A 23965-nucleotide genomic window follows, 5' to 3' on the forward strand; every position below is an offset into this window, starting at 1 on the left:
GCGCCTCCCGTTGGGCCGGGCGCCGCGCCTGCGCGCGGCGCGGGGAAGAAAATTCGGCGAATTTTCTTCCATACTCCGCCCCCGAATCAGGCTCAGAGGATCTTGATGCCGGCGGCCTTGATGTCGGCGAGGAAGGCGTCGAGCCCCTTGTCGGTCAGCGGGTGATTCACCATCGCCTTGATCACCGAGGGCGGCGCGGTAATCACGTCGGCGCCGACGCGGGCGCTGTCGGCAATGTGGTTCACCGAGCGGATCGAGGCCGCCAGGATCTGCGTCTCGAACCCGTAGTTGTCATAGACGGTGCGGATATCCTCGATCAGTTCCATGCCGTCGAGGTTGATGTCGTCGAGCCGCCCGATGAAGGGCGAGATGAAGGTCGCCCCCGCCTTGGCCGCCAAAAGCGCCTGGTTGACCGAGAAGCACAGCGTGACGTTGACCATGTGGCCCTCGTCCGACAGCACCTTGCAGGCTTTCAGCCCATCCCAGGTCAGCGGCACCTTGACCGCGATATTGCCGGCGATTTCCACCAGCTTGCGGCCTTCGGCGATCATCGTGTCGGCATCGGTTGCCGTCACCTCGGCGGAAACCGGCCCGCTTACCATGGCGCAGATCTCGCGGGTGACCTCGATGATGTCGCGGCCCGATTTCTTGATCAGCGAGGGGTTGGTGGTGACTCCGTCCACCATGCCCAGGTCGTTCAGTTCGGCGATGGCGGCGATCTCGGCGGTATCAACGAAGAATTTCATGTCGGCAGTCCTTTGATGGGTTGGCCTCGGTCTGGCTTGCCTTTACCTCATGAGACAAGGTCCGGGAACCCCGGAAACATCGGGTTCGTTGGCACCGGCAGGCAGAAGGCAGGGGAATCGGGCTTGGACGAACCGGGATATTTCCAGCAAGGCGACCTGGTCTCGGTCCTGACCACCCAGCCGCTCGACCGGCCGCTCGACTATCTCGCGCCCGAGGGCGGCTGTTTTGCCGGGGCCTTTGTCGAGGCCCCGCTTGGCCCGCGCAAGGTGCTGGGTGTGGTCTGGGGACCGGGGCGAGGCGATTTCGACCGCTCGAAAATCCGCTCGCTGAACCGGGTGCTCGACGTAGCGCCCATGCGAGAGGAAATGCGCAGCTTCCTGATCCGTGCCGCCGATTACACGCTGACGCCGCTGCCCGCGATGCTGCGGCTGGCGACTCGTGCGCCGGGCCTGGGCGATCCGCCCTCGATGCGCAAGATCTACCGGCTGGGCGGGGCAGAGCCCGACCGCATGACCGAGGCCCGGGCCCGCGTGCTCGCGGTGCTGCGCGACTATGGCGGGCTGGCCTTCACCCTGCGCGAACTGGCCGAGATGGCGGGTGTGACCTCGTCGGTGGTCAAGGGGCTGGTCAAGCAGTGCGCCGTGCGCGAAGAGGACAGCCCCCGCGATCTGCCCTTTCCGCATCTGGACCCGGACCTGCCCGGCAAGCCGCTGACCGCTGACCAGGCGCAGGCGGCCGACAGCCTGCGCGCCGGGCTGCGCAGCGGCGGCTATGGCACCACGCTCCTCAAGGGTGTCACCGGCGCGGGCAAGACCGAGGTCTATCTGGAGGCGGTGGCCGAGGCACTGCGCATGGGCCGGCAGGCCCTGGTGTTGCTGCCGGAAATCGCGCTGACGGCCGAGTTCCTGACTCGGGTCGAGGCGCGCCTTGGCGCGCGCCCGGCCGAGTGGCACTCGGGCGCCACGATGACCGAACGGCGCCGCATCTGGCGGATGGTCGGGCAGGGCGAGGCGCAACTGGTGGTGGGCGCTCGTTCGGCGCTGTTCCTGCCGTTTCGCGACCTCGGGCTGATCATCGTGGATGAGGAGCACGACACCTCTTACAAGCAGGAGGACGGCGTGCTCTACAATGCCCGCGACATGGCCGTCCTGCGCGCCTCGATTTGCGGCGCGCGGGTGGTGCTGGCCAGCGCCACGCCGTCCCTGGAAAGCTGGGCCAATGCCGAGGCGGGCAAATACCTGCGGCTGGAGCTTTCGGCGCGGTTCGGCGCCGCCACCCTGCCCGAGATGCGCGCCATCGACATGCGGGCCGAGGCGCTGACCCCCGGCATCTGGATCTCGCCAACCTTGCGCGCGGCGGTGGCCGACCGGCTGACCAGGGGCGAACAGTCGCTCCTCTTCATCAACCGGCGCGGCTATGCCCCGGTTACGCTCTGCCGCGCCTGCGGCCAGCAGATCGGCTGCGACCACTGCGATGCGCGCATGGTCGAACACCGGTTCCTGAAACGGCTGATGTGCCACCAATGCGGCGAGACCAAGCCGATCCCCGACACCTGCCCCCATTGCGGCGTCGAGGGAAAGCTCGCCCCGGTCGGCCCCGGCATCGAGAGGCTCGCCGAAGAGGCCGCCGCCACCTTCCCCGAGGCGCGGCTGGCGGTGCTCAGCTCCGATCTCTTCGGCTCGGCCCGCGCCCTCAAGGAGAGGATCGAACAGATCGCGGCGGGCGAGGCCGATATCGTCATCGGCACCCAACTGGTGGCAAAGGGACACAACTTTCCCCAGTTGACGCTGGTGGGGGTGATCGACGCCGATCTGGGCCTGCAAGGCTCCGACCTGCGTGCCGCCGAACGTACCTTCCAGCTGATGCGGCAGGTGGCGGGCAGGGCCGGCCGGGCGGAGAAACCGGGCCAGGCGCTGCTCCAGACCCACCAGCCCGAACATCCGGTGATCCGCGCGATTCTCGGCGGCGAAGAAGAGGGGTTCTGGCGGGCCGAGGCCGCCGAGCGTCAGGCCGCCGGTGTGCCGCCTTATGGGCGGATGGCCGGGATCGTGCTGTCCGGGCCCGAGGCCGGGCCGGTCTTCGACCTCGGCAATAAGCTGGCCCGAAACGACGCGGCCCTGCGCCAGATCGGCGCGCAGGTCTTCGGCCCTGCACCCGCTCCCATCGCCCGCATCCGCGGCCGCCACCGGGTGCGTCTGTTGGTCAAGGCCCCCAAGGGGGCCGCGCTGCAAGAGGCGATCGCCCGCTGGATCGCGCCGGTCAGGCTCAAGGGCGATTTGCGCCTCAGCGTCGATATCGACCCGCAGAGCTTTCTCTGAGGTCCTGCGAGGCTCCGCCTCGCGCTCCGGAGTATTTTCAACCAGAAAGAAGCAAAAGCGTTGCGGCTTCTTTCTGGTCCCAAATACTCCGGGGGAGGCGCCCGCAGGGCGACGGGGGCAGCGCCCCCTAATTCCCGCGTCAGGCGCGCAGGGCGCCGCGTTCCTGATCGATCAGGAAATCGGTAACCATCGCGCCCACCCACATGAAGAACAGCGCCGCCCAGGCGGTGCCCGCGAAGATCGAGCCGCCGGTGACACCGGCGCCGATGGCGCAGCCGCCCGCCAGCATGCCGCCGAATCCCATCAGCGCCGCGCCGATCATCGCCTTGCGCATGGTAACCGGCCCGTCGAAGGCCTGAAGCTTCATCTCACCGGCCAGCGCCGCCGCGATCATCGCGCCGATGAAAACGCCCGGCACCAGCCCGATGTCGAACTCCAGCACCGCGTTGCGGTCCAGAAAGAACATCAGTGTATGCGCCGACGGACCGGTAAAGGTGGCGCTCTCGATTTGTACCGGCTCGAAGGCGACCTGCGCCAGCGAGAAAGTAAGCACCCAGCCCAGTGCCACCGCGAACCCCACGCCCGAGGCGAACACCAGCCGCGCCGCGCCGATCGCGTTGCGCCGCGCGATCACCAGCGCCACCACTGCGCACATCAGGCCCAGCACCAGCCCGCCGTAGTCCGGCAGCCCAAAGGTGGTGAGCAGGTTCATGTTGCGCCCGCCTTCGGTGATCCACAGCGCCGCCAGCCGGTCGCGCAGCGGCGACAACAGGCCCGACAGGCTCATCTGCGCCACCACGGCAAAGATCAGCCCCGACACCACCGAACGCAGGTTGCCGGTCGCCGCCAGCACCAGCAAGCGCCCCGAGCAGCCGCGCGCCAGCACCATGCCGGCGCCGAACATCAGCCCGCCGATGATCGCCCCCGACCAGCTGCCCGGCACCGCCATCATGCGCGCGTCGGCGGCGTTCATCAGCCCCATGAGTTGCGCGGCCTGCACCCAGACCAGCGCGGTCGAGAAGGTCAGCAGCCAGACGGCGACCTTGTCGCCCATCTGGCCGCGGGCGAATTCGACCGTCGCCGCGCGCAGGCAGAACCGCGATCGCTGCGCCGCGACGCCGAAGGTGACGCCGGTGATCAGCCCGAACAGCGCCGCTGTCGGCGCTTCCCCGATGCGTTCGACAAGGCCGACGATATCCATGTCATTCTCCATCCGAATCCGGTTGGAGATTTATAGAGACACATTCCGATCTTTGATTTGATTTATGTCATCCCGGGCCAGGTGCCTTGCACGCTTCGGCCAACTCTGTTCTGGCTGCTTGTAAAGAGCGACGCAATCGTGTCTCTGCGCATCGGCGCAAGGTGTCTGTGCGGCCCGGCTTTCCTCTCGCCAAGCGTCCGGATTGGGCGTAGAGGGAATTCATGATATCGCTCGTTCCCCTGGCCGAGGCGCAACGCCTTCCGTTCTGGCGCCGTCCCGTCACGCTGTTGTTCGTGATGGCGATGACCATGCCCATCGCCTTCAATGCGTGGAGCGCGCTGCTCAACAACTTCGTCATCGAGGCGGCCAATTTCGACGGTGCCGACATCGGCCTGCTGCACACGGTGCGTGAAATACCGGGTTTCCTGGCCATCGGCGTAATCGCCGTTCTTCTGGTGATGCGCGAGCAGGTTCTGGGCCTTGTTTCCCTGATCCTTCTCGGCGTGGCGACCGCCGTCACCGCCTGGTTTCCAAGCCTTGGCGGATTGCTGATGGTAACACTCTTCAGCTCGATCGGCTTTCACTATTACGAGACGGTCAACCAGTCGCTGCAACTGCAATGGCTGCCCAAGGATCGTGCGCCACAGGTGCTGGGTTGGCTGGTGGCCACCGGGTCTGCCTCGACCCTGGTGATCTACGGTCTGATCGTGCTGACCTGGGACCGCTTCGGGTTGAGCTACAACACCGTTTTCATGGCGGCTGGCGGGCTGACGGCGGTCATGGCCCTGTTCTGCCTCCTGGCCTATCCACAGTTCGAGGCACCGACCCCGCAGATCAGAAAACTGGTACTTAGGCGGCGTTACTGGCTTTATTACCTCTTGCAGTTCATGGCGGGCGCACGCCGGCAGATCTTTGTCGTGTTTGCCGGGTTCATGATGGTCGAGAGGTTCGGTTTCGATGTGCATGAACTGACCGCGCTCTACCTGATCAACCTGGTGGTCAACATGATTGCCGCGCCGATGCTGGGGCGGGCGGTCGCGCGGTTCGGCGAACGGCATACGCTGATGTTCGAATATTCGGGTCTGGCGCTGGTCTTTGCCTGCTACGGCGGCATCTACTGGTTCGGCTGGGGCGTGATGATCGCTGCCGTTCTCTATGTCATCGACCATATCCTGTTCGCGCTGGCGCTGGCGCTGAAAACCTATTTCCAGAAGATCGCCGACCCTGCCGATATCGCGCCCACGGCCGCCGTCGCCTTTACCATCAACCACATAGCAGCGGTGTTCCTGCCGGTTCTGCTGGGGCTGCTCTGGGTGGTCTCGCCTTCGGCGGTGTTCGGTTTGGCGACCTGCATGGCACTGTGTTCGCTGGCGCTGTCGCTGTTCATCCCGCGCCATCCCGAACCGGGCAACGAGACGGTGCTGTCGAAATTCGCTCCCGCCCCGGCGGAGTAGGCAGGGGTGGAGCGGCGCGGGCGGTTTCTGAGCGGCTCGACCATGGGGCACGTGGTCCGGATGACCCTGACCGGCGCCATGGGGATCACCTTTGTCTTTGTGGTAGATGCGGCCAATCTCTACTGGATCTCGCGTCTGGGCGACCCGCAGTTGATGGCGGCAATCGGCTTTTCCTTTGCCATCCAGTTCCTGTCGGTCAGTGTCGGTATCGGGTTGATGATCGGTGCGGTGGCATTGATTTCGCGGGGGATCGGGCGGGGACAACACGGCCTGGCGCGGCGCCACGCCACCAGCGCGATGATGATCGCGTTTGCCATTCAGAGCCTTGTCGGCCTGCTGATCCTGGTATTCCGGCACCAGATCGTCGACCTGTCGGGTGCCACGGGCGAGACGGCGGCGCTGGCGGCGCGATACCTTGCGATGACGGTGCCCTCGCTAGGCGTGATGGCGGCGGGGATGGTGGCCAACGGTGCGCTCAGAGCCGAGGGGGACGGCTTGCGGTCGATGTCGGTCACGCTTACCTCGGGCGGAGTTGCGATGGTAATCGACCCGTTCCTGATCTACGGTCTCGGCATGGGGCTGGACGGGGCAGCGCTGGGCGTGGTGTTGTCGCGATTCGTGATGCTGGGCATGGCATTCCGCTTCGCCACCGGGCCACATGACCTGCTGGCGCGGCCCCGGCGGCGCGACGTGATGGCGACGCTCCGGCCATTCATGGCAATCGCCATCGCCGCGATCCTGACCCAGTTGGCCGCACCGGTCGGCAACTATGTCCTGACTTCGGTCATGGCGCAGTTCGGCGATCAGGCCATGGCGGGCTGGGCGGTTGTCGGGCGGCTGATGGTCGTGGCTTTCGGCGGCATCTTCTCGCTGGCGGGCGCCATCGGCGGTATCTTTGGCCAGAACTTCGGCGCGCGCGATCATGCGCGCGTGCTGTCGACCTATCGCGATGCGGTGTTGTTCGGGGTCGGCTACACGCTGATCATGTGGGCGCTGCTGAGCCTGGCAGCACCCGGTATCGCCGCCCTGTTCGACCTGCAAGGCCCCGCGCAGGAGGTTCTGCGGGCCTTTACCCATGTCGGCGCGGGCGGTTTTGTCTTCGGTTCCATGCTCTTCGTATCGAACGCGGCTTTCAATGCGCTGGGCAAGGCGCGCCGTGCGACGCTGACCAACTGGTTGCGCGACGGTGTGCTGGCCTTGCCTGCGGCCCTTTGGCTGGCCGGGGTTTTCGGGGCCGAGGGAGTGATCTATGCGCAGGCCCTGTGCAGTCTCGTGGTTGGGCTGGGGGCGGTCTATTGGGGCTGGCGGTTCGTGACCGGCCTGCAACGCCAGATGCTGCCGCCGCTTGACCTCGCGCCGCCGCGGCCCTACGCGCATCCCGACAGATACAGGAGGCGCTGATGCCCACTTTTACCGCGTTGACCACCCTGACCGGCAAGTCCCAGGCCGAGGCGCTGGGCGAAGCCATGGAGCAGCTTACCCCCGAACCCACCGGTGTGGGCGTCTTTGAATTGGAGGACGGGTCGGGTCTTTGGGAGGTCGGCGGATATTTCACCGAGCCCCCCGATCAGGCCGGGTTGGCCCTGCTGGCCGCGGCCCATGGTGCGCAGCCCTTTGCCGTCTCGGAACTGCCGGAAACCGATTGGGTCGCGCATGTAAAACGCGAGTTGTCGCCGGTCGAGGCGGGGCGGTTCTTTGTCTATGGCAGCCACGATGCCGACAAAGTCCCCGCGGACCGGATTCCGCTGCTGATCGAAGCGTCAATGGCCTTCGGCACCGGGCACCATGGAACGACCCTGGGTTGCCTGCGGGCGCTGGACAAGTTGATCGAGCAGGGTTTCAGGGCGGGAAAGGTTGCGGACATCGGCTGCGGAACCGCCGTGCTGGCGATGGCTGCCGCACGGGTCTGGAGCGGTGACATCCTGGCCTCGGACATCGACGCGGTGGCGGTCGAAGTCGCCGAAGCCAATCTGAAGGCCAATGGAATGGCCGGGATGGTAAGATGTCTGGAAGCGGCCGGGTTCGAGCATGAAGAACTGGCGGCCCACGCACCCTATGACCTGATCTTTGCAAACATCCTCAAGGGGCCGCTCGTGGCGTTGGCACCCGATGTTGCGGCGCATCTGCGCGACGGCGGATACGCGATTCTGTCAGGAATATTGAACGAACAGGCCGACGACGTGATCGAGGTTTATTCACGGTTCGGAACCAATCTGGTTCAGAGGGACAGGATTGGCGACTGGACGACTCTGCTGCTGTCCAAAAATGCCGCATTTTAGGCCAGTTTTAAGGGGTTTTTAGGGGTGAGCCTTGGTTTCGCCCCAATTTCGACGTAGGTTAGTATCAACGCTGGTGGGGGCCAGTGTATGGAGGCTGCCATGGTCGATAACCGTATCGACTTTGACCACCGGGTCCGTCGTCTGACCAAGAAGCACGAGGCAATGACTCGTGGTTACTATGGGCGGATGCGCAAGGACGGTCTGATCGAAGTGAAACCGCGGCGCGGACGGATTCAATTTCCGATCCGGGCGCTGGTTCTGCTGATCGCCGCCGTTTTCGTTTTCAAGGGGTTCCTGCTCGCAAGCCTTGGGGCCGACACATATAATTATCGTGTCGAGCGCCTTGCCGCCGGAACGCCGGTCGAGCAGGCGGGGGCCTGGGTCATGCAACCCGATCCGGTCAGTGTCTTTCTGGCCGAGCAAGCCGGACCGATTTTGCGCTGAGTTTTCCCTCGGCCAAAAAAAACGCCGCATGCATAGGATCTGCATGCGGCGTTTTGCGTATTCCCCGAGAGGGAGATCGGGGTGTACTCAGAATCCCGCCTTGCCGGCAGCCACGGCTTCGATATCGCTGCGGCTCATCCCGATATCTTCCAGCTCACGGTCGGACAGCTTGGACAGGGCGTTGCGGGTGACGCGCGCATCGTTCCATTCGACGATTGCGGACGCGATGCTATTATAAACGGCTGCGATCCGGCCAACGAGGCCGTTCGAGCCAGTGATGGTGCGGGTGGTGTCCAGTGCAGCCATTTTCCTGTGTCCTTGTAATAGACGTTTTGTGTCGGTGTTTCAGTCTGCGGGCATCTAGGGGGTGCGATTGCGTCAGGCAAGTGCGGAAATCGCATGGTCGCCATGCGTTTTCGGAATGGCGGAATATGGGCGAAACCTCTTTGAAACATTGGTGAATTCGACCCTGAAATCATGTCGATTTCTGCGTTGCAGCATGTCGTTTTCGGGCGTTATGTCGAAAATGGATCCCGAGACGTCGAAAACGAATGTGATGCAATTCGCTTGGATAATGTTCTCGTTTCGTGCTAATTCGTGAGAAAAGTTTCAAAAACAGGCAGATCAGGGCGGCACCATGCGCATTCTCGGGATTGATCCAGGCCTCAGGACTATGGGCTGGGGCGTGATCGAATCGCGGGGAAGCCGCCTGAGCCATGTCGCCAACGGGCTATGCCATTCTGATGGGGACGATCTGGGCGAGCGCCTTCTGTCCCTGCACAACCAGCTTGTCGAGGTGATTGCCGCATACAGCCCGGACCAGGCCGCCATCGAACAGACCTTTGTCAACAAGGACGGCGCCGGCACCCTGAAACTGGGGCAGGCGCGCGGGGTGGCGTTGCTGACACTGGCGCAGGCGGGGTTGCCGGTGGGCGAATATGCCCCCAACAGGGTCAAGAAAACGGTGGTCGGCGTCGGGCATGCCGAGAAGGAACAGATCATTCACATGGTCAAGCTGCAATTGCCGGGTTGCCTGCCCAAGGGCGCCGATGCGGCGGACGCGCTGGCCATAGCCATCTGTCATGCCTATTACGGCGGGGCGCAGGCGCTGAGCCTGAGGGAGGTGCGGGCATGATCGGCAAGCTGACTGGGCGGCTGGACTATCGCGCCGCCGATCACATCCTGATCGACGTGCGCGGTGTCGGGTACATCGTCTATTGCTCTGACCGGACGCTGGCGGGTCTGCCGGGCGTGGGCGAGGTTGTCGCGCTTTATACCGACATGGTGGTGCGCGAGGACCTGATGCAGCTCTACGGCTTTCCGTCGCTGGCGGAAAAGGAATGGCACCGGCTGTTGTGTTCGGTGCAAGGGGTCGGTGCCAAGGTATCGCTGGCCATTCTGGGCGCGCTGGGACCGGACGGGGTGAGCCGGGCGATTGCGCTGGGTGACTGGGCCTCGGTCAAGTCGGCCAAGGGCGTGGGGCCAAAGACGGCGCAGCGCATCGTGCTCGACCTGAAGGACAAGGCGCCTGGCGTCATGGCCATGGGGGGTACGGTCGCACAGGCCATGGAAGGAGCGGCGGACGTGATAGAGATGTCCGAGCCCGCACCGCGCGCCCGGCCGCAACCCGCTGCGCCGAGCGGTGCCGCCGCCGCGACCGCAGGCGCATTGTCGGCGCTGGCGAATCTGGGGTACGGTCCTTCCGAGGCCGCAGCTGCCGTGGCGCAGGCGGCCGGAGAGGCGCCGGACGCAGGAGAGGCGGCTCTGATCAAGGCGGCTCTGAAACTGCTGGCGCCCAAGTCATGATGCGCAGTTGCGCGGGAGAGAGCCGATGATCGATGCCGATCCGACCCTGCGGCCCGAACCGCTGCCCGAGGACAACGACCGCGCCCTGCGCCCGCAGGCGCTGAGCGAGTTCATCGGTCAGGCCGAGGCGCGCGCGAACCTGCGCATTTTCATCCAGTCGGCCCGCCAGCGGGGCGAGGCCATGGACCACACGCTGTTTCACGGTCCGCCCGGACTGGGCAAGACCACGCTGGCGCAGATCATGGCGCGCGAACTGGGGGTGAATTTCCGCATGACCTCGGGGCCGGTGCTGGCCAAGGCGGGCGATCTGGCGGCGATTCTGACCAATCTCGAAGCGCGCGACGTGTTGTTCATCGACGAGATTCACCGTCTGAACCCGGCGGTCGAAGAGGTGCTCTATCCCGCGATGGAGGATTTCGAACTGGACCTCGTGATCGGCGAGGGACCGGCGGCGCGCACCGTGCGGATCGAGTTGCAGCCCTTCACCCTTGTCGGAGCGACGACTCGGATGGGGCTGCTGACGACGCCGCTGCGTGACCGGTTCGGTATTCCGACCCGGTTGCAGTTCTACACGGTGGACGAGTTGTTCGAGATCGTCACCCGCAATGCCCGCAAGCTGGGCGCGCCCGCGGAAGAGGCCGGTGCGCGCGAGATCGCCCGCCGCGCGCGCGGTACGCCACGTATTGCGGGGCGGCTTTTGCGGCGGGTCGTCGATTTTGCGGTGGTCGAGGGCGACGGGCGCATCACCCGCGAACTGGCCGACAACGCCCTGACGCGGCTGGGTGTCGATCAATTGGGCCTTGACGGGGCCGACCGGCGCTATCTGCGGCTGGTGGCCGAGAATTATGGCGGCGGCCCTGTCGGGATCGAAACCCTGTCAGCGGCGCTGAGCGAAAGCCGGGATTCTCTGGAAGAGGTGATCGAGCCCTATCTGCTGCAACAGGGCCTGATCCAGCGCACGCCGCGCGGGCGTATGCTGGCGCAAAAGGCCTGGAAGCATCTGGGGCTTGCGACACCTTCCACGCCGGGGCAGGCGGAATTATTCTGACCGGGCGCCGGACGTGGCCGCTGTCTAGAAAAGGTGAAACGATGACCACCCCGGATTTTGTGGCGCTCTGGCCGACCCATCTGATGCGGGTGCGCTTGCCGGGCGCGGATCAGGCGAACCCGATCCTGGCGCGTCTGATCGGGCAAATGGACGCCGAACGCGACCAGATGACCACGGATTATCTGTCCGGCGACCTGTTCGCGCATCCGCACCCGGCGCTGGGCTGGCTCAAGTCCTGTATCGAGCGGGCGGTTCTGGATTACGCGCGCGGCACCGGCATCGACTATCCGCTGGATTTCCGGGTGCAGGCCTGGCCCAACGTAAACCGGTTCGGCGATTATCATGATCTGCACAATCACCCGCATTCCTGGCTGTCGGGCACCTATTATGTGCGGGTTCCGCATGGCGACGGCGCCCCGCCGGGCCGCAGCGACCGGACCCCGAATGCGATCAGTTTCTTCGACCCGCGTCCGCAGGCCAACATGCTGGCCATCAGGGGCGATCCGCAGGTCGATCCTGAACACCGTATCCTGCCGCAGGGCGGCGAAATGCTGATCTGGCCCGCCTTCCTGCATCATATGGTGCACGTGAACCTCAGCCAGGAGGCGCGGATTTCGATTTCCTTCAATATCATGCTGCGTTGGCGTGATGAATATCTTCCATAAGCCGGGCGGATCGGTTAGCCCGGGCGCATGGACCATCTCGAGATCGCAAGACATTTCACCCGTTCGGACGGCAGCTACCATTTTTCACGCTGGGGGCGGCCGATCGTGCCTATCGTCTTCGGGGTCGAGGACCAGACCCTGCCGGTGGTCAAGGGCGCGTTCGAGGCAGTGGTGGCGGTGGCTGGCCACAAGATGGCCGAGACCGACCCCGAACTGGGCGCCAATTGCATGGTCTTCTTCTTTCGCGACTGGAAGGAACTGCTGGCCGTTCCCGATCTGGACAGGTTGATCCCTGATCTGGGGCCGCTGGTCGAACGCCTGATCAAGGCAGGCGCAAACCAGTACCGCGCCTTCCGTTTCGACCGGGACGGGGCGATCCAGGCGGCTTTCGTCTTTCTGCGCATGGATGCCGAGATGTCCGAACAACCGGCCGAGACACTGGCGCTGACACAGGTGGTCCAGGTGATGCTTTTGTGGTCGGAACAGGCATTTTCCGCACAATCTCCGCTCGCGCTGGCCGGTGAATCAACGATCCTGCGGCCCGAGATTGCCGGGCTGATCCGGGCCGCCTATGATCCGGTCCTGCCGGGGTCGGCGCGGGATGCGTCCCATGCGCTTCGCCTGTCTGCCCGCATGGAGCGCGCGCAATGAGCCATGTCTATCACGTCAGGGTCTATTACGAAGACACCGACATGGCAGGTATCGTCTATCACGCCAACTACCTGCGCTATATCGAACGTGCCCGCTCGGACTGGGTGCGCAAGCTGGGCAATGACCAGAACGCGATGCGCGATGCCGGACTTGTGTGGGTCGTGCGTCGGATCGAGGCCGATTATCTCGCTCCAGCGAAATTCGAGGACGAGTTGGTCATCGAGACCGATGTGGTGTCGCTGTCTGGCGTGCGGCTGACCATGTCGCAACTGGTGCGGCGCGGCGAGACCGAGGTTTTCCGCGCCATGGTGACTGCGGTCTGCATGAATGCCGAAGGCCGCCCGGTGCGGCTTCCGGCGGAGATTCGCGCATTGATGTAACATTTCGCGGCGCCGCATCTGTTCTGTTGGAAATCGCCGGGAATCTGCTATAGCCTGCCGCGAAACAAGGCCGAAAAACGGCCATACGGCAGAAAAGAGCAGGTTTATGGAAACGGAAGCCCTGGCGCTGGCGCAGGAAATCGATTTCTCGATGTGGGGGCTCTTTGCCCGTGCGACATTTACCGTCAAGCTGGTTATGCTCTTGCTGATCGTCAGCTCGTTCTGGGCCTGGTCGATCATCATCCAGAAACATATTTCCTACCGCGCCGCCCGTCGCGACGCCGATACGTTCGACCGGGCATTCTGGTCAGGAGAGCCGCTGGACGAGTTGTTCGAACAGATTGGCACGCAACCCTCTGGTCCTTCGGAAAAGATATTTGCCGCCGGAATGATCGAATGGCGGCGCTCGCACCGCAACGACGGGGGGCTGATCGCCGGGGCGCAATCGCGGATCGACAGGTCGATGGATGTCGCGATCGCCAAGGAGGCCGAAGACCTGCAACGCGGCCTGCCGGTGCTGGCCACCGTGGGATCGACCGCGCCTTTCGTGGGTCTCTTCGGTACGGTCTGGGGCATCATGCATTCCTTCATCCAGATCGCCGAACAGCAGAGCACCAACCTTGCCGTCGTGGCCCCGGGTATCGCCGAAGCGCTGCTGGCTACCGGGCTTGGCCTTTTGGCGGCCATCCCGGCCGTGATCTTCTATAACAAGCTCAGCGCGGACAGCGACAGGATCCTCGCGGGCTACGAGGCGTTCGCCGACGAATTCGCCACCATCCTGTCCCGCCAGCTGGACAGCTGAGCCATGGGTGCTGCGGTTCAACAATCAGATGCGGGCGGCGGGCGCCGCCGTGGGCGGCGGCGTGGCCGGGCACGCCCGATGTCCGAGATCAACGTGACACCTTTCGTGGATGTCATGCTGGTTCTTCTCATCATCTTCATGGTGGCCGCTCCGCTCATGACCGTGGGCGTGCCGGTCGAACTGCCGAAGACCGCCGCCGGCGCTCTGCCGTCGGACGACGAAGAGCCGCTGACCGTGACCATTACCGCCGAAGGCGAGGTGCAGATTCAGACCACGCCGGTGGCACGAGACGAGTTCATTGCCCGCCTGCGCGCGATCGCGGCCGAGCGAACCAGCGACCGGGTCTATCTGCGGGCGGATGGCAACATTCCCTATGCACAGGTCATGCAGGTCATGGGCGCTTTGAATGCAGGCGGGTTTTCCAACGTGGGGCTTGTGACCGATACTGGCGGCCCCCGCCTTGACGGCAGTGGAGAGTGAGGCAGCGGGTTGCAGACCGGCACCAAGATCTCTGGTATCGCCCATGTCACACTGGTTGCATGGGCCTTTCTGGGCGGTGCGTTCCGCTCGGAACCATTGCCATTTGAAGTTCAGGACGTCTCGGTGATATCGGCCGAGGAGTTCGCCGCGCTCAGCGCGCCGCGCGAGGCGCCGGAAGTCATCCAGAACCCTGCCGAGCCCGCGCAGCCCATCGCCCCTGCGGAACAGACCACGCCATCGGAGCCCGCCGCCGAACCCGAACCGGTGGAAACCCGGCCCGAGCCGGAACCGGTTCCCGCCCCCGAGCCGGAACCCGCCCCCGAAGCGGTTGCCCCGACGCCGGAACCGGCCCTGCCGGAAGAAAACCCGAGCCTGGAACAGCCGGAACCGGAGACGGTGCTGCTGCCCGAACCGCCGGGCAAGCGTCCGAAACCGCGTCCGGTCGAGCGCGTGGCCCCCGAGCCGGTCGCCGCTCCACCGCCCGATGCGCGGCCCGACCCGGTCGAAACTCCGCCCGTCAGTGCCGAGCAGGGGGCCGAAACGCCCCAGCCCGAACAGCAGGCTACCGCGCCCGAGGAGGCGACAGACCGGATCACGCCCGAGGCGGAACCGACCGTCGAGGTCGCGCCGTCGCGTTCGCCACGCCCAAGGACACGGCCACAGGTGACGCAGACCGCCGAAGCAAAGCCGGAAAGCAAACCCGAGGTCGAACCGTCGGAAAATCCGGCGCCCACGCCGAGCAGCGCCGTGAACGCCGCTCTGGCCGAGGCCCTTGCCAGCGCTTCCGAACCCGTCGCAGCGCCCGCGCCCAGCGGCCCGCCGCTGAGCAGCGGCGAAAAGGACGCGTTGCGGGTGGCGGTCTCACAATGCTGGAACGTCGGATCGCTTTCCACCGAGGCATTGAACACTACTGTCGTGGTGTCTGTGCGTATGAATGCCGACGGAACGCCCGATACCGGATCGATCCGCATGATCGAAAGCTCGGGCGGATCGTCGGGCGCGGCGAAACAGGCTTACGAGGCCGCCCGCCGTGCTATCATCCGATGCGGGACGAAAGGTTACAATCTTCCCAGTGAAAAATACGATCACTGGCGCGATATAGAAATGACATTCAATCCCGAGAGGATGCGGATCAAATGATTAGATTTCTGACCAGCCTGCTTGTCGGCGCCACTTTGCTTGCCGCGCCCGTGCATGCGCAGAACCAGCCGCTCAGGATCACCATTGACGAGGGGATCATCGAGCCCTTGCCATTGGCCGTGCCCAATTTCGTCCCCGACGGGGCCGCCGCGACCGAATATGCCGCCCAGATTGCCCGTGTGGTTGCGGCCGACCTGACGGGCAGCGGCCTGTTCCGGGAAATCCCGTCGACGGCCTATATCAGCCAGGTCACCAGTTTTGACGCGCCCGTCCAGTTCGCCGACTGGAAGGCGATCAACGCGCAGGCGCTGGTCACCGGCAGTGTCAGCCTGTCGGGAGACCGGCTGACGGTGCGGTTCCGGCTGTGGGATGTTTTCGCGGGAACCGAACTGGGCAGCGGCCTGCAATTTGCCGGGACCACGGACGGCTGGCGGCGGATGGCGCACAAGGTGGCGGATGCCGTCTACAGCCGGATCACCGGCGAAGGCGGATATTTCGACAGCCGGGTCGTGTTCGTCTCGGAAAGCGGACCCAAGGACCAGCGCCGCAAGCGTTTGGCAATCATGGACTACGACGGTGCGAATGTTCAGTACCTGACCGACAGTTCCTCCATCGTGCTGGCGCCGCGTTTCTCTCCGACCGGGGACCGGGTTCTGTATACCAGCTATCAGGGCGGTTTCCCGCGTATTCATATCCTTGACGTGGGTCGTGTGGAGCAGCGGGTGCTGCAAAGCCAGGAAGGCACCATGAGCTTCGCCCCACGCTTTTCGCCCGACGGGCAGACGGTGTTGTTCTCTTTGTCGCAGGGCGGCAATACCGACCTTTACACGATGAACATCGCCAGCGGGCAGAGTGCGCGGCTGACCAGCGCGCCGTCGATCGAGACCGCGCCCAGCTATTCGCCCGACGGCAGCCGTATCGTGTTCGAAAGCGACCGCTCGGGCACGCCGCAGCTTTACATCATGTCCGCATCGGGCGGCGAAGCGCAGCGGATCAGTTTCGGCCAGGGCCGCTACGGCACGCCGGTCTGGTCGCCGCGCGGCGACCTGATCGCCTTTACCAAGCAGAACAAGGGACGGTTCCATATTGGCGTGATGCGTACGGATGGCAGCGAGGAGCGCCTTCTCACCGCGTCCTTCCTGGATGAGGGGCCGACCTGGTCGCCGAACGGGCGTGTCATCATGTTCACCCGTGAAACGCAGGGTGCGGACGGGCGTGCATCGCTCTACTCGGTGGATATCTCGGGCCGCAACCTGCGCCCGGTGCGAACCCCTGACGGGGGCAGCGACCCGACCTGGTCGCCACTTCTGGAATGATCCCGGATATCCGGCCTGCGTCCGCGTTCACATGGCGCATGGGCTATGGTATGAAAGTCTTAACAACAAGCACACATGAGGCACTTGGAATGAAGGTATTGAGCAAGATTGCAGCCGTCGCCACACTGGTGGCTCTGGCGGCCTGCACCAACCCCGACCGGTTCGGCAGCGACGATGCGGTCAACCTGAACAACAGTGCCGGCGGCAGCGGCCTTGTCAGCGACCCGACATCGCCGGCCTATTTCCAGCAGGCGATCGGTGATCGGGTCCTGTTTGCGGTCGATCAGTCCAACCTGAGCGACGAGGCGCAGGCCATTCTGTCGGCGCAGGCGCAGTGGCTGCTGACCAACACGGATTACTCGGCCACGATCGAAGGCCATGCAGACGAACAGGGTACCCGCGAATACAACCTCGCGCTTGGTGCGCGCCGCGCAAATGCCGCGCGCGAATTCCTTATTTCGCGTGGTGTGGCCGGGACGCGCCTGAAAACGGTCAGCTATGGCAAGGAGCGCCCGATCGAGATTTGCAGCGACGAGGCCTGCTACTCCAAGAACCGTCGCGCGGTCACGGTACTTGCCTCCGGCTTGACGAGTTAACGGCATGAGACTTGCGGCCTTGGCATTGAGCGTTTCGACCATGCTGGCGGGGCAGGGCATGGCGCAGGACCAGCAGACCCTGGCGGATATCCGCCAGGAACTGACCGTTCTGCATGTCGAGATTCAACGGCTGAAGCGCGAGTTCTCGACCACTGGCGCACCGTCTCCGAACCTCGCGGGCAACTCGGTTCTGGAGCGGGTCGATGCAATCGAAACCGAGTTGCAACGACTGACCAGTCTGACTGAACAGTTGAATGCGCGAATCGACAGGATCGTCGCGGATGGCACCAACAAGGTCGGCGATCTCGAATTCCGGCTGTGCGAACTTGAGGCCAATTGCGACATCTCGAAGTTGTCCGAGACCTCGACCCTGGGCGGCAGCTCGCCATCGGTGACCGCTCCGGTGGCGACAAGCCCGCAACCGCAGACAGAACTCGCCGTAGGCGAGAAAGCCGAGTTCGATGCGGCAAGTCAGGCGCTTGCGGCGGGCGACTATCGTATGGCGGCTGATTTGTTTGCGCAGTTCGACCGGTCATACCCCGGTAGTCCCCTCGCGGCCGAAGCGCGGCTGAATCGCGGCAAGGCGCTGGAAGGCCTGGGGGATACACGTGAGGCAGCCCGCGCCTTCCTTGCCAGTTTCACCGGGGACAGCACGGGACCCGTTGCGCCCGAGGCGCTCTACAAACTGGGTGCCGCGCTTGGAAAGCTGGGTCAGACCAGCCAGGCTTGCGTGACGCTGGGCGAGGTCGCCGTACGGTTCCCGAATGCGCCCGCGGTCGCGGAAGCCGGACGAGAAATGTCTTCGCTGGGGTGCTCTTGAGTCAGAACGAAGCAGAGCTTCTTTCGGTTCTCAGGGCGCAGTTTCCTGCCCAGCCGCCCAGAAGGCTTGGCATTGCCGTATCCGGAGGGAGCGATTCCATCGCTCTGCTGCATCTGGCAAAGCGCTGCTTTTCGGGCGAAGACTTTCAATTGTTTGCTGCGACAGTTGATCACGGATTGCGTCCCGAGGCAGTGGCCGAGGCCGAATGGGTTGCGCGGGTGGCCGCGGATATCGGCGTCGCGCACGAAACTCTGATCTGGAAAGACTGGGACGGAACCGGGAATCTGCAAGACCAGGCGCGTCGGGCGCGTTATTCCCTGCTGACAGAATGGGCGCGGCGCAACCAGATCGAAACCGTCGCGCTGGCACATACTGCGGATGATCAGGCTGAAACCGTGCTGATGCGGCTTGGACGGGCGGCCGGCGTTTCGGGATTGGCGGCCATACCGAAAAGACGGATGCAGGACGGGGTGGTCCTGGTCAGGCCGCTTCTGGGCGTGACGCGTGCCGCGCTGCGTGAATTTCTGACGGCTGCGGGTCTGGGCTGGTGCGATGATCCATCCAATGAAAACACCCGCTATGACCGTATCAAGGCGCGCAAGGCGCTTGCAACATTGCAGCCGTTGGGCCTGGATGCGCAGGTATTGTCCGAAGTGGCCTCCAACATGGCCCGTGCGCGCGAAGCCCTTGATTGGTATACGTTTCTTGCAGCCAGGGACCTCGCCGTGATCGATGCAGGCGATGTCATGCTGGACCTACGCGGTTTCCGCACGCTGCCGGATGAAATCGCGCGCCGCTTGCTGTTGCATGCGGTGTGCTGGATCCGAGGAGGCGAATATCCGCCGCGCCGGGCCGCCGTGGCAGCGGTGATGTCTGCCCTGCGCCAGGAAAAATCCGCTCAACTGCATGGGTGTCTGATCCTGAACCGCGGACGACGTGTCTGGATCTGCCGGGAGTTCAAGGCGGTCGAGGCGGCGCATGCGCGGCTTGGCGAACTCTGGGATGGGCGCTGGGTCTTGTCGGGACCGGTGTCGGCGGATGCCGAGATCAGGGCACTGGGACCGGGTGGTCTGGCGAGATGCCCGGAATGGCGCAATACTGGCCGCCCCTATGCGGCGTTGCAGGCGACACCGGCGGTCTGGCGGGGCGACGATCTGATCGCTGCGCCCCTGGCCGGGATGCCGGGCAGCTGGACCGCACGCCTGAAGGGCGGGGAAGAAGACTTCTACGCTTCTCTTTTATCGCATTGAACCTCGCCCGATCATCTCTATTTTAAGGAACAAGCCGGTCGTACCCCTGTTCGGTCGGGAAGTTTTGGGAGAATGTCCTTGGGCAACGCACGCAACATCGCCTTCTGGGTCGTCCTGTTTCTGTTGATCCTCGCCCTGTTCAACCTGTTCAGCGGGTCGGGCGGAACATTGCAGAGCCAGGAAAAGACCTATTCCGAATTTGTCAGCGCCGTGGATGCGGGCAATGTGACCAAGGTAACCCTGGATGGGGAGCAGATCCGGTATCGGACAGCCGATGGCCGCGACTATGTCACGATCAAGCCGAGCGACGCCGAGGTTACGACTCTGCTCATCGACAAAGACATTCCGGTCCGGGCCGAGAAGCAGCAGCAATCCGGGTTCCAGTCTTTCCTGATCACGCTGTTGCCGTTCCTGCTGCTCATTGGCGTCTGGGTCTATTTCATGAACAGGATGCAGGGCGGCGGACGCGGTGGCGCCATGGGCTTTGGCAAGTCGCGCGCGAAACTGCTGACCGAAAAGCATGGCCGCGTGACATTTGATGACGTGGCGGGTATCGACGAGGCCAAGGAAGAACTGGAAGAGATCGTCGAATTCTTGCGTAATCCGCAGAAATTCAGCCGCTTGGGCGGCAAGATCCCAAAGGGCGCGCTGCTGGTCGGCCCTCCGGGCACCGGCAAGACGTTGCTGGCGCGTGCGATTGCCGGTGAGGCAGGCGTGCCGTTTTTCACCATCTCGGGTTCGGATTTCGTGGAAATGTTCGTGGGTGTCGGTGCCTCCCGCGTGCGCGACATGTTCGAGCAGGCCAAGAAGAATGCGCCCTGTATCGTATTCATTGACGAGATCGACGCGGTGGGCCGCCATCGCGGCGCGGGTTATGGCGGGGGCAATGACGAGCGCGAACAGACCTTGAACCAGCTGCTGGTCGAGATGGACGGTTTCGAAGCCAACGAAGGAGTCATCATCCTGGCCGCCACCAACCGCAAGGACGTTCTGGACCCGGCGCTGCTGCGCCCGGGCCGGTTCGACCGCCAGGTCACCGTTGGCAATCCCGATATCAAGGGCCGCGAGAAGATCTTGGGCGTGCATGCGCGCAAGACCCCGCTGGGTCCGGATGTCGATCTGCGCATCATCGCGCGCGGCACACCGGGATTCTCGGGCGCCGATCTGGCCAACCTGGTGAACGAGGCGGCACTGATGGCCGCCCGCGTGGGCCGGCGCTTCGTGACCATGGAAGATTTCGAGAACGCCAAGGACAAGGTCATGATGGGGGCCGAACGCCGCTCGATGGTGCTCACCGCCGATCAAAAGGAAAAGACCGCCTATCACGAAGCCGGTCACGCGGTTGTGGGTCTGGCTCTGCCGATGTGCGACCCGGTCTACAAGGCCACGATCATCCCGCGCGGCGGTGCGCTGGGCATGGTGGTCAGCCTGCCCGAGATGGACCGGCTGAACTGGCACCGCGACGAATGCCAGCAAAAACTGGCGATGACCATGGCGGGCAAGGCCGCTGAAATCCTCAAGTACGGCGAGGATCATGTGTCGAACGGGCCTGCGGGCGATATCCAGCAGGCCAGCCAACTGGCGCGTGCCATGGTGATGCGCTGGGGCATGTCCGACAAGGTGGGCAACATCGACTATGCCGAGGCGCACGAGGGTTACTCGGGCAACACGGCCGGCTTCTCGGTCTCGGCGCATACCAAGGAATTGATCGAGGAAGAGGTCAAGCGGTTCATCCAGGAAGGGTATGAGCGAGCTTACCAGATCCTGTCCGAGAAGCAGGAGGATTGGGAGCGTCTGGCTCAGGGCCTTCTGGAGTATGAAACCCTGACCGGGGACGAGATCAAGCGTGTCATGAGAGGCGAACCGCCTACGGCCGGTGATGACGGGGATGACAGCGCGGACAAGGGCAATGCCGCAAGCGTGACGGCGATTCCCAAGACCAAACCGAAGTCGGCGCCGCGCGGCGGCATGGAGCCCGAGCCGACGGCCTGATTTAGAGCAAAAGCAAAAGCCCGGCCCCGCCGGGCTTTTTTCTTTTCGGCTCTGGCCGCGCGGTCAAAAAGCAGTAAGTTCGGCCCGGCAATCACCCAAGGGAGCGTGATCAGGATGCCGGTGTTGAAGGACAGTGGGTTTTCGGGATGGGTGGAGTGGCTGGGTCATGTGCCTGCGGGCGCTTCGATCAGGGCACAACCCGTTTTGGAACTGGATCTTGGATTTGAAGGTGTGCGGGGGGGACGCCATGCCGGGACCAATCGCGAGTCCTGTGTGCGGGTGCGCAACCTCTATCCCAGGGGGACCGAGATCCGAAACGTCCGGCAACTCACCGTTCTGGCCGCAGAGGAACTTGAAGCCATCGCCGCGAAGATGGGGCTGGAGAAGCTGGACCCGGCGTTGCTGGGCGCGAATGTAGTGCTGCGCGGGATACCGGATTTCACGCATGTTCCGCCTTCGTCGCGCCTGCAATCGGCATCGGGCACAACGCTGACCGTGGACATGGAAAACCGGCCCTGCGTTCTGCCCGGCCGCGAGATCGAGGCGGAAAAAGCCGGGCACGGCGCGGCCTTCAAACCGGCGGCCGAGGGGCGGCGCGGCGTCACGGCCTGGGTGGAAAGACCGGGAAGATTGACGATCGGCGATCAATTGACCCTGTTCATCCCCGACCAGCGGGGCTGGCGCCTGTAGGGGTCTTCTGTTTCCGATCCGCGTCCGCCGAATTCGAGCGGCGACGTTTCACGTCGCGAATATGTCGGAATCCAGATCATGCCTGCCAATTTGCGACGCTAATGCTGTGCCCAAGCCCGGCGCGCGTACGCCGGTATACCGGCACACCAATCAGGGATCGTACCCATGGCTTATAAATCCGACATCGAAATTGCCCGTGAGGCAAACAAGAAACCGATCCTTGAGATCGGCGCAAAGCTGGGTATCGCCAGCGAGGACCTGCTGCCCTATGGCCACGACAAGGCGAAGGTAAGCCAGAACTTCATCAACTCGGTACAGGACCGCGAAAACGGCAAGCTGATCCTGGTAACCGCGATCAACCCGACACCGGCGGGCGAGGGCAAGACCACCACTACGGTGGGTCTGGGTGATGGCCTGAACCGCATCGGCAAGAAGGCGATGATCTGTATTCGCGAAGCCTCGCTCGGGCCGAACTTCGGCATGAAAGGCGGCGCCGCTGGCGGCGGCTATGCTCAGATCGTTCCGATGGAAGAGATGAACCTCCATTTCACCGGCGACTTCCACGCGATCACCAGCGCGCACTCGCTGCTGTCGGCAATGATCGACAACCACATCTACTGGGGCAACGAGCAGGATATCGACACCCGCCGGGTGGCCTGGCGCCGGGTGGTGGACATGAACGATCGGGCGCTGCGCCAGATCACCTGTTCGCTGGGTGGTGTTTCCAACGGTTTCCCGCGTGAAGCAGGGTTTGACATTACCGTGGCCTCCGAGGTCATGGCGATCCTGTGCCTGGCCAACGACCTGAAGGACCTGGAAAAGCGTCTGGGCGACATCATCGTTGCCTATCGCCGCGACAAGTCCCCGGTTTACTGCCGCGACATCAAGGCCGAAGGCGCAATGACTGTCCTGCTCAAGGACGCGATGCAGCCGAACCTGGTGCAGACGCTGGAAAACAACCCGGCCTTTGTCCATGGTGGCCCCTTCGCCAACATCGCGCATGGCTGTAACTCGGTCATCGCCACCAAGACCGCTCTGAAAGTTGCCGACTACGTCGTCACCGAGGCCGGTTTCGGTGCTGACCTGGGTGCCGAGAAGTTCATGAACATCAAGTGCCGCAAGGCGGGTATCGCCCCGTCCGCAGTGGTGATTGTTGCCACCGTGCGCGCGATGAAGATGAACGGCGGTGTGGCAAAGGCCGATCTGGGCGCCGAGAACACTGCGGCCGTCAAGAAGGGTTGCGCCAACCTGGGCCGCCATATCGAGAACGTGAAATCCTTCGGCGTGCCGGTTGTGGTGGCGATCAACCACTTCGTCACCGATACCGAGGCGGAGATCCAGGAGGTCAAGGACTACTGCGCGACACATGGGGTCGAGGCGGTTCTGTCGCGGCACTGGGAACTGGGCTCGGAAGGGTCCGAGGAACTGGCCCGCAAGGTCGTGGCGCTGGCGGACTCGGGTGTTGGGATTTTCGCCCCGATCTATCCCGACGAGATGCCGCTGTTCGAGAAGATCGAGACCATCGCCAAGCGCATCTATCGCGCTGACGAGGTCCTCGCGGATTCCAAGATCCGTGGCCAGCTGAAGGAGTGGGAAGCAGCCGGATATGGCAACCTGCCGGTCTGCATGGCCAAGACCCAGTACAGCTTCTCGACCGACCCGAATCTGCGTGGCGCGCCCACCGGCCATTCGGTGCCGGTACGCGAGGTGCGCCTGAGCGCCGGTGCCGGGTTCATCGTGGTGGTGTGCGGTGAGATCATGACCATGCCCGGCCTGCCCAAGAAGCCGGCTGCGGAAACGATCCGCCTTAATGACGCAGGCCAGATCGAAGGCTTGTTCTGAGCCGCCGATTGGGTCAACTCGTGGCCCGGGATCACCCGGGCCAC

General features: G+C 64.0%; 24 protein-coding genes. 21 read left to right on the forward strand and 3 right to left on the reverse strand.

Annotated features, from left to right (window positions below; genetic code table 11):
• Positions 1-92 precede the first annotated feature (92 nt).
• Entirely contained in the window at positions 93-746 is a 654-nt protein-coding gene (gene fsa, locus BLT75_RS10655) for a fructose-6-phosphate aldolase (RefSeq protein WP_093030850.1), read from the reverse strand.
• Between the two features lie 15 nt (positions 747-761).
• Here fsa and BLT75_RS10660 point away from each other — a divergent pair, with 15 nt between their 5' ends.
• Positions 762-3065 carry a primosomal protein N' gene (locus tag BLT75_RS10660; RefSeq protein WP_093030853.1) on the forward strand — a complete coding sequence of 768 codons (2304 nt, stop codon included), beginning with the start codon at positions 762-764 and terminating at the stop codon, positions 3063-3065.
• A 139-nt stretch (positions 3066-3204) separates the two neighbouring features.
• Here BLT75_RS10660 and BLT75_RS10665 read toward each other — a convergent pair whose 3' ends face one another.
• Entirely contained in the window at positions 3205-4266 is a 1062-nt protein-coding gene (locus tag BLT75_RS10665) for a YeeE/YedE family protein (RefSeq protein ID WP_093031153.1), read from the reverse strand.
• A 221-nt stretch (positions 4267-4487) separates the two neighbouring features.
• On the opposite strand from BLT75_RS10665, the gene BLT75_RS10670 reads away from it, so the two are divergent.
• From BLT75_RS10670 to BLT75_RS10685, 4 genes are all read left to right on the forward strand, one after another.
• Positions 4488-5720, forward strand: a complete 1233-nt coding sequence (locus BLT75_RS10670; RefSeq protein ID WP_093030856.1) for an MFS transporter — start codon at positions 4488-4490, stop codon at positions 5718-5720.
• Between the two features lie 6 nt (positions 5721-5726).
• Complete coding sequence (locus BLT75_RS10675) at positions 5727-7121, forward strand: MATE family efflux transporter (protein WP_245706476.1); 1395 nt, start codon at positions 5727-5729, stop codon at positions 7119-7121.
• Positions 7121-7999 (forward strand): 50S ribosomal protein L11 methyltransferase, encoded by an 879-nt coding sequence (locus BLT75_RS10680; protein ID WP_093030859.1) that lies wholly within the window; start codon positions 7121-7123, stop codon positions 7997-7999. The genes BLT75_RS10675 and BLT75_RS10680 overlap by 1 nt, the downstream gene beginning before the upstream one ends.
• 99 nt (positions 8000-8098) lie before the next feature.
• A complete protein-coding gene (locus BLT75_RS10685; RefSeq protein WP_093031159.1) occupies positions 8099-8443 on the forward strand; it encodes a hypothetical protein in 345 nt (114 codons plus the stop codon).
• Positions 8444-8530: 87 nt separating this feature from the next.
• Here BLT75_RS10685 and BLT75_RS10690 read toward each other — a convergent pair whose 3' ends face one another.
• Positions 8531-8749, reverse strand: a complete 219-nt coding sequence (locus BLT75_RS10690; protein ID WP_093030862.1) for a DUF1127 domain-containing protein — start codon at positions 8747-8749, stop codon at positions 8531-8533.
• Between the two features lie 331 nt (positions 8750-9080).
• Here BLT75_RS10690 and ruvC point away from each other — a divergent pair, with 331 nt between their 5' ends.
• The 16 genes from ruvC (at position 9081) to BLT75_RS10770 (ending at position 23921) form a co-directional block, all read left to right on the forward strand.
• The gene (ruvC, locus tag BLT75_RS10695) at positions 9081-9578 is read left to right on the forward strand and encodes a crossover junction endodeoxyribonuclease RuvC (protein WP_093030865.1); all 498 of its coding nucleotides are present in this window, start codon (positions 9081-9083) and stop codon (positions 9576-9578) included.
• On the forward strand, positions 9575-10249 hold the full coding sequence (gene ruvA, locus BLT75_RS10700) for a Holliday junction branch migration protein RuvA (RefSeq protein ID WP_093030868.1): 675 nt from the start codon (positions 9575-9577) through the stop codon (positions 10247-10249). Before ruvC ends, ruvA begins: the two co-directional genes overlap by 4 nt.
• A 25-nt stretch (positions 10250-10274) precedes the next feature.
• On the forward strand, positions 10275-11297 hold the full coding sequence (gene ruvB / locus BLT75_RS10705) for a Holliday junction branch migration DNA helicase RuvB (protein WP_093030871.1): 1023 nt from the start codon (positions 10275-10277) through the stop codon (positions 11295-11297).
• Positions 11298-11338: 41 nt separating this feature from the next.
• On the forward strand, positions 11339-11962 hold the full coding sequence (locus BLT75_RS10710) for a TIGR02466 family protein (protein WP_093030874.1): 624 nt from the start codon (positions 11339-11341) through the stop codon (positions 11960-11962).
• Between the two features lie 27 nt (positions 11963-11989).
• Positions 11990-12613 (forward strand): hypothetical protein, encoded by a 624-nt coding sequence (locus tag BLT75_RS10715; RefSeq protein ID WP_093030877.1) that lies wholly within the window; start codon positions 11990-11992, stop codon positions 12611-12613.
• Entirely contained in the window at positions 12610-12993 is a 384-nt protein-coding gene (gene ybgC / locus BLT75_RS10720) for a tol-pal system-associated acyl-CoA thioesterase (protein ID WP_093030880.1), read from the forward strand. Before BLT75_RS10715 ends, ybgC begins: the two co-directional genes overlap by 4 nt.
• Positions 12994-13099: 106 nt before the next feature.
• Positions 13100-13795 (forward strand): protein TolQ, encoded by a 696-nt coding sequence (gene tolQ / locus BLT75_RS10725; RefSeq protein WP_093030883.1) that lies wholly within the window; start codon positions 13100-13102, stop codon positions 13793-13795.
• A 3-nt stretch (positions 13796-13798) separates the two neighbouring features.
• Positions 13799-14275 carry a protein TolR gene (gene tolR / locus BLT75_RS10730; protein WP_093030886.1) on the forward strand — a complete coding sequence of 159 codons (477 nt, stop codon included), beginning with the start codon at positions 13799-13801 and terminating at the stop codon, positions 14273-14275.
• 9 nt (positions 14276-14284) lie between these two features.
• A complete protein-coding gene (locus tag BLT75_RS10735) occupies positions 14285-15415 on the forward strand; it encodes an energy transducer TonB (RefSeq protein WP_093030888.1) in 1131 nt (376 codons plus the stop codon).
• Positions 15412-16731: a Tol-Pal system beta propeller repeat protein TolB gene (gene tolB / locus BLT75_RS10740; RefSeq protein WP_093030891.1), complete on the forward strand. Its 1320-nt coding sequence runs from the start codon at positions 15412-15414 to the stop codon at positions 16729-16731. Before BLT75_RS10735 ends, tolB begins: the two co-directional genes overlap by 4 nt.
• An 89-nt stretch (positions 16732-16820) precedes the next feature.
• Positions 16821-17327, forward strand: a complete 507-nt coding sequence (gene pal / locus BLT75_RS10745) for a peptidoglycan-associated lipoprotein Pal (protein ID WP_093030894.1) — start codon at positions 16821-16823, stop codon at positions 17325-17327.
• Positions 17328-17331: 4 nt separating this feature from the next.
• Entirely contained in the window at positions 17332-18147 is an 816-nt protein-coding gene (ybgF, locus tag BLT75_RS10750; protein WP_093030897.1) for a tol-pal system protein YbgF, read from the forward strand.
• Positions 18144-19397 carry a tRNA lysidine(34) synthetase TilS gene (gene tilS, locus BLT75_RS10755; protein WP_425441133.1) on the forward strand — a complete coding sequence of 418 codons (1254 nt, stop codon included), beginning with the start codon at positions 18144-18146 and terminating at the stop codon, positions 19395-19397. The genes ybgF and tilS overlap by 4 nt, the downstream gene beginning before the upstream one ends.
• A 78-nt stretch (positions 19398-19475) precedes the next feature.
• Positions 19476-21389: an ATP-dependent zinc metalloprotease FtsH gene (gene ftsH / locus BLT75_RS10760; protein ID WP_093031162.1), complete on the forward strand. Its 1914-nt coding sequence runs from the start codon at positions 19476-19478 to the stop codon at positions 21387-21389.
• A gap of 114 nt (positions 21390-21503) precedes the next feature.
• Positions 21504-22079, forward strand: coding sequence for an MOSC domain-containing protein (locus BLT75_RS10765; RefSeq protein WP_093030902.1), 576 nt, complete (start codon positions 21504-21506; stop codon positions 22077-22079).
• Between the two features lie 165 nt (positions 22080-22244).
• Complete coding sequence (locus BLT75_RS10770) at positions 22245-23921, forward strand: formate--tetrahydrofolate ligase (protein WP_093030905.1); 1677 nt, start codon at positions 22245-22247, stop codon at positions 23919-23921.
• Positions 23922-23965: the final 44 nt, after the last annotated feature.

This window comes from Ruegeria marina (assembly GCF_900101475.1).
GTDB lineage: Bacteria > Pseudomonadota > Alphaproteobacteria > Rhodobacterales > Rhodobacteraceae > Ruegeria_B > Ruegeria_B marina.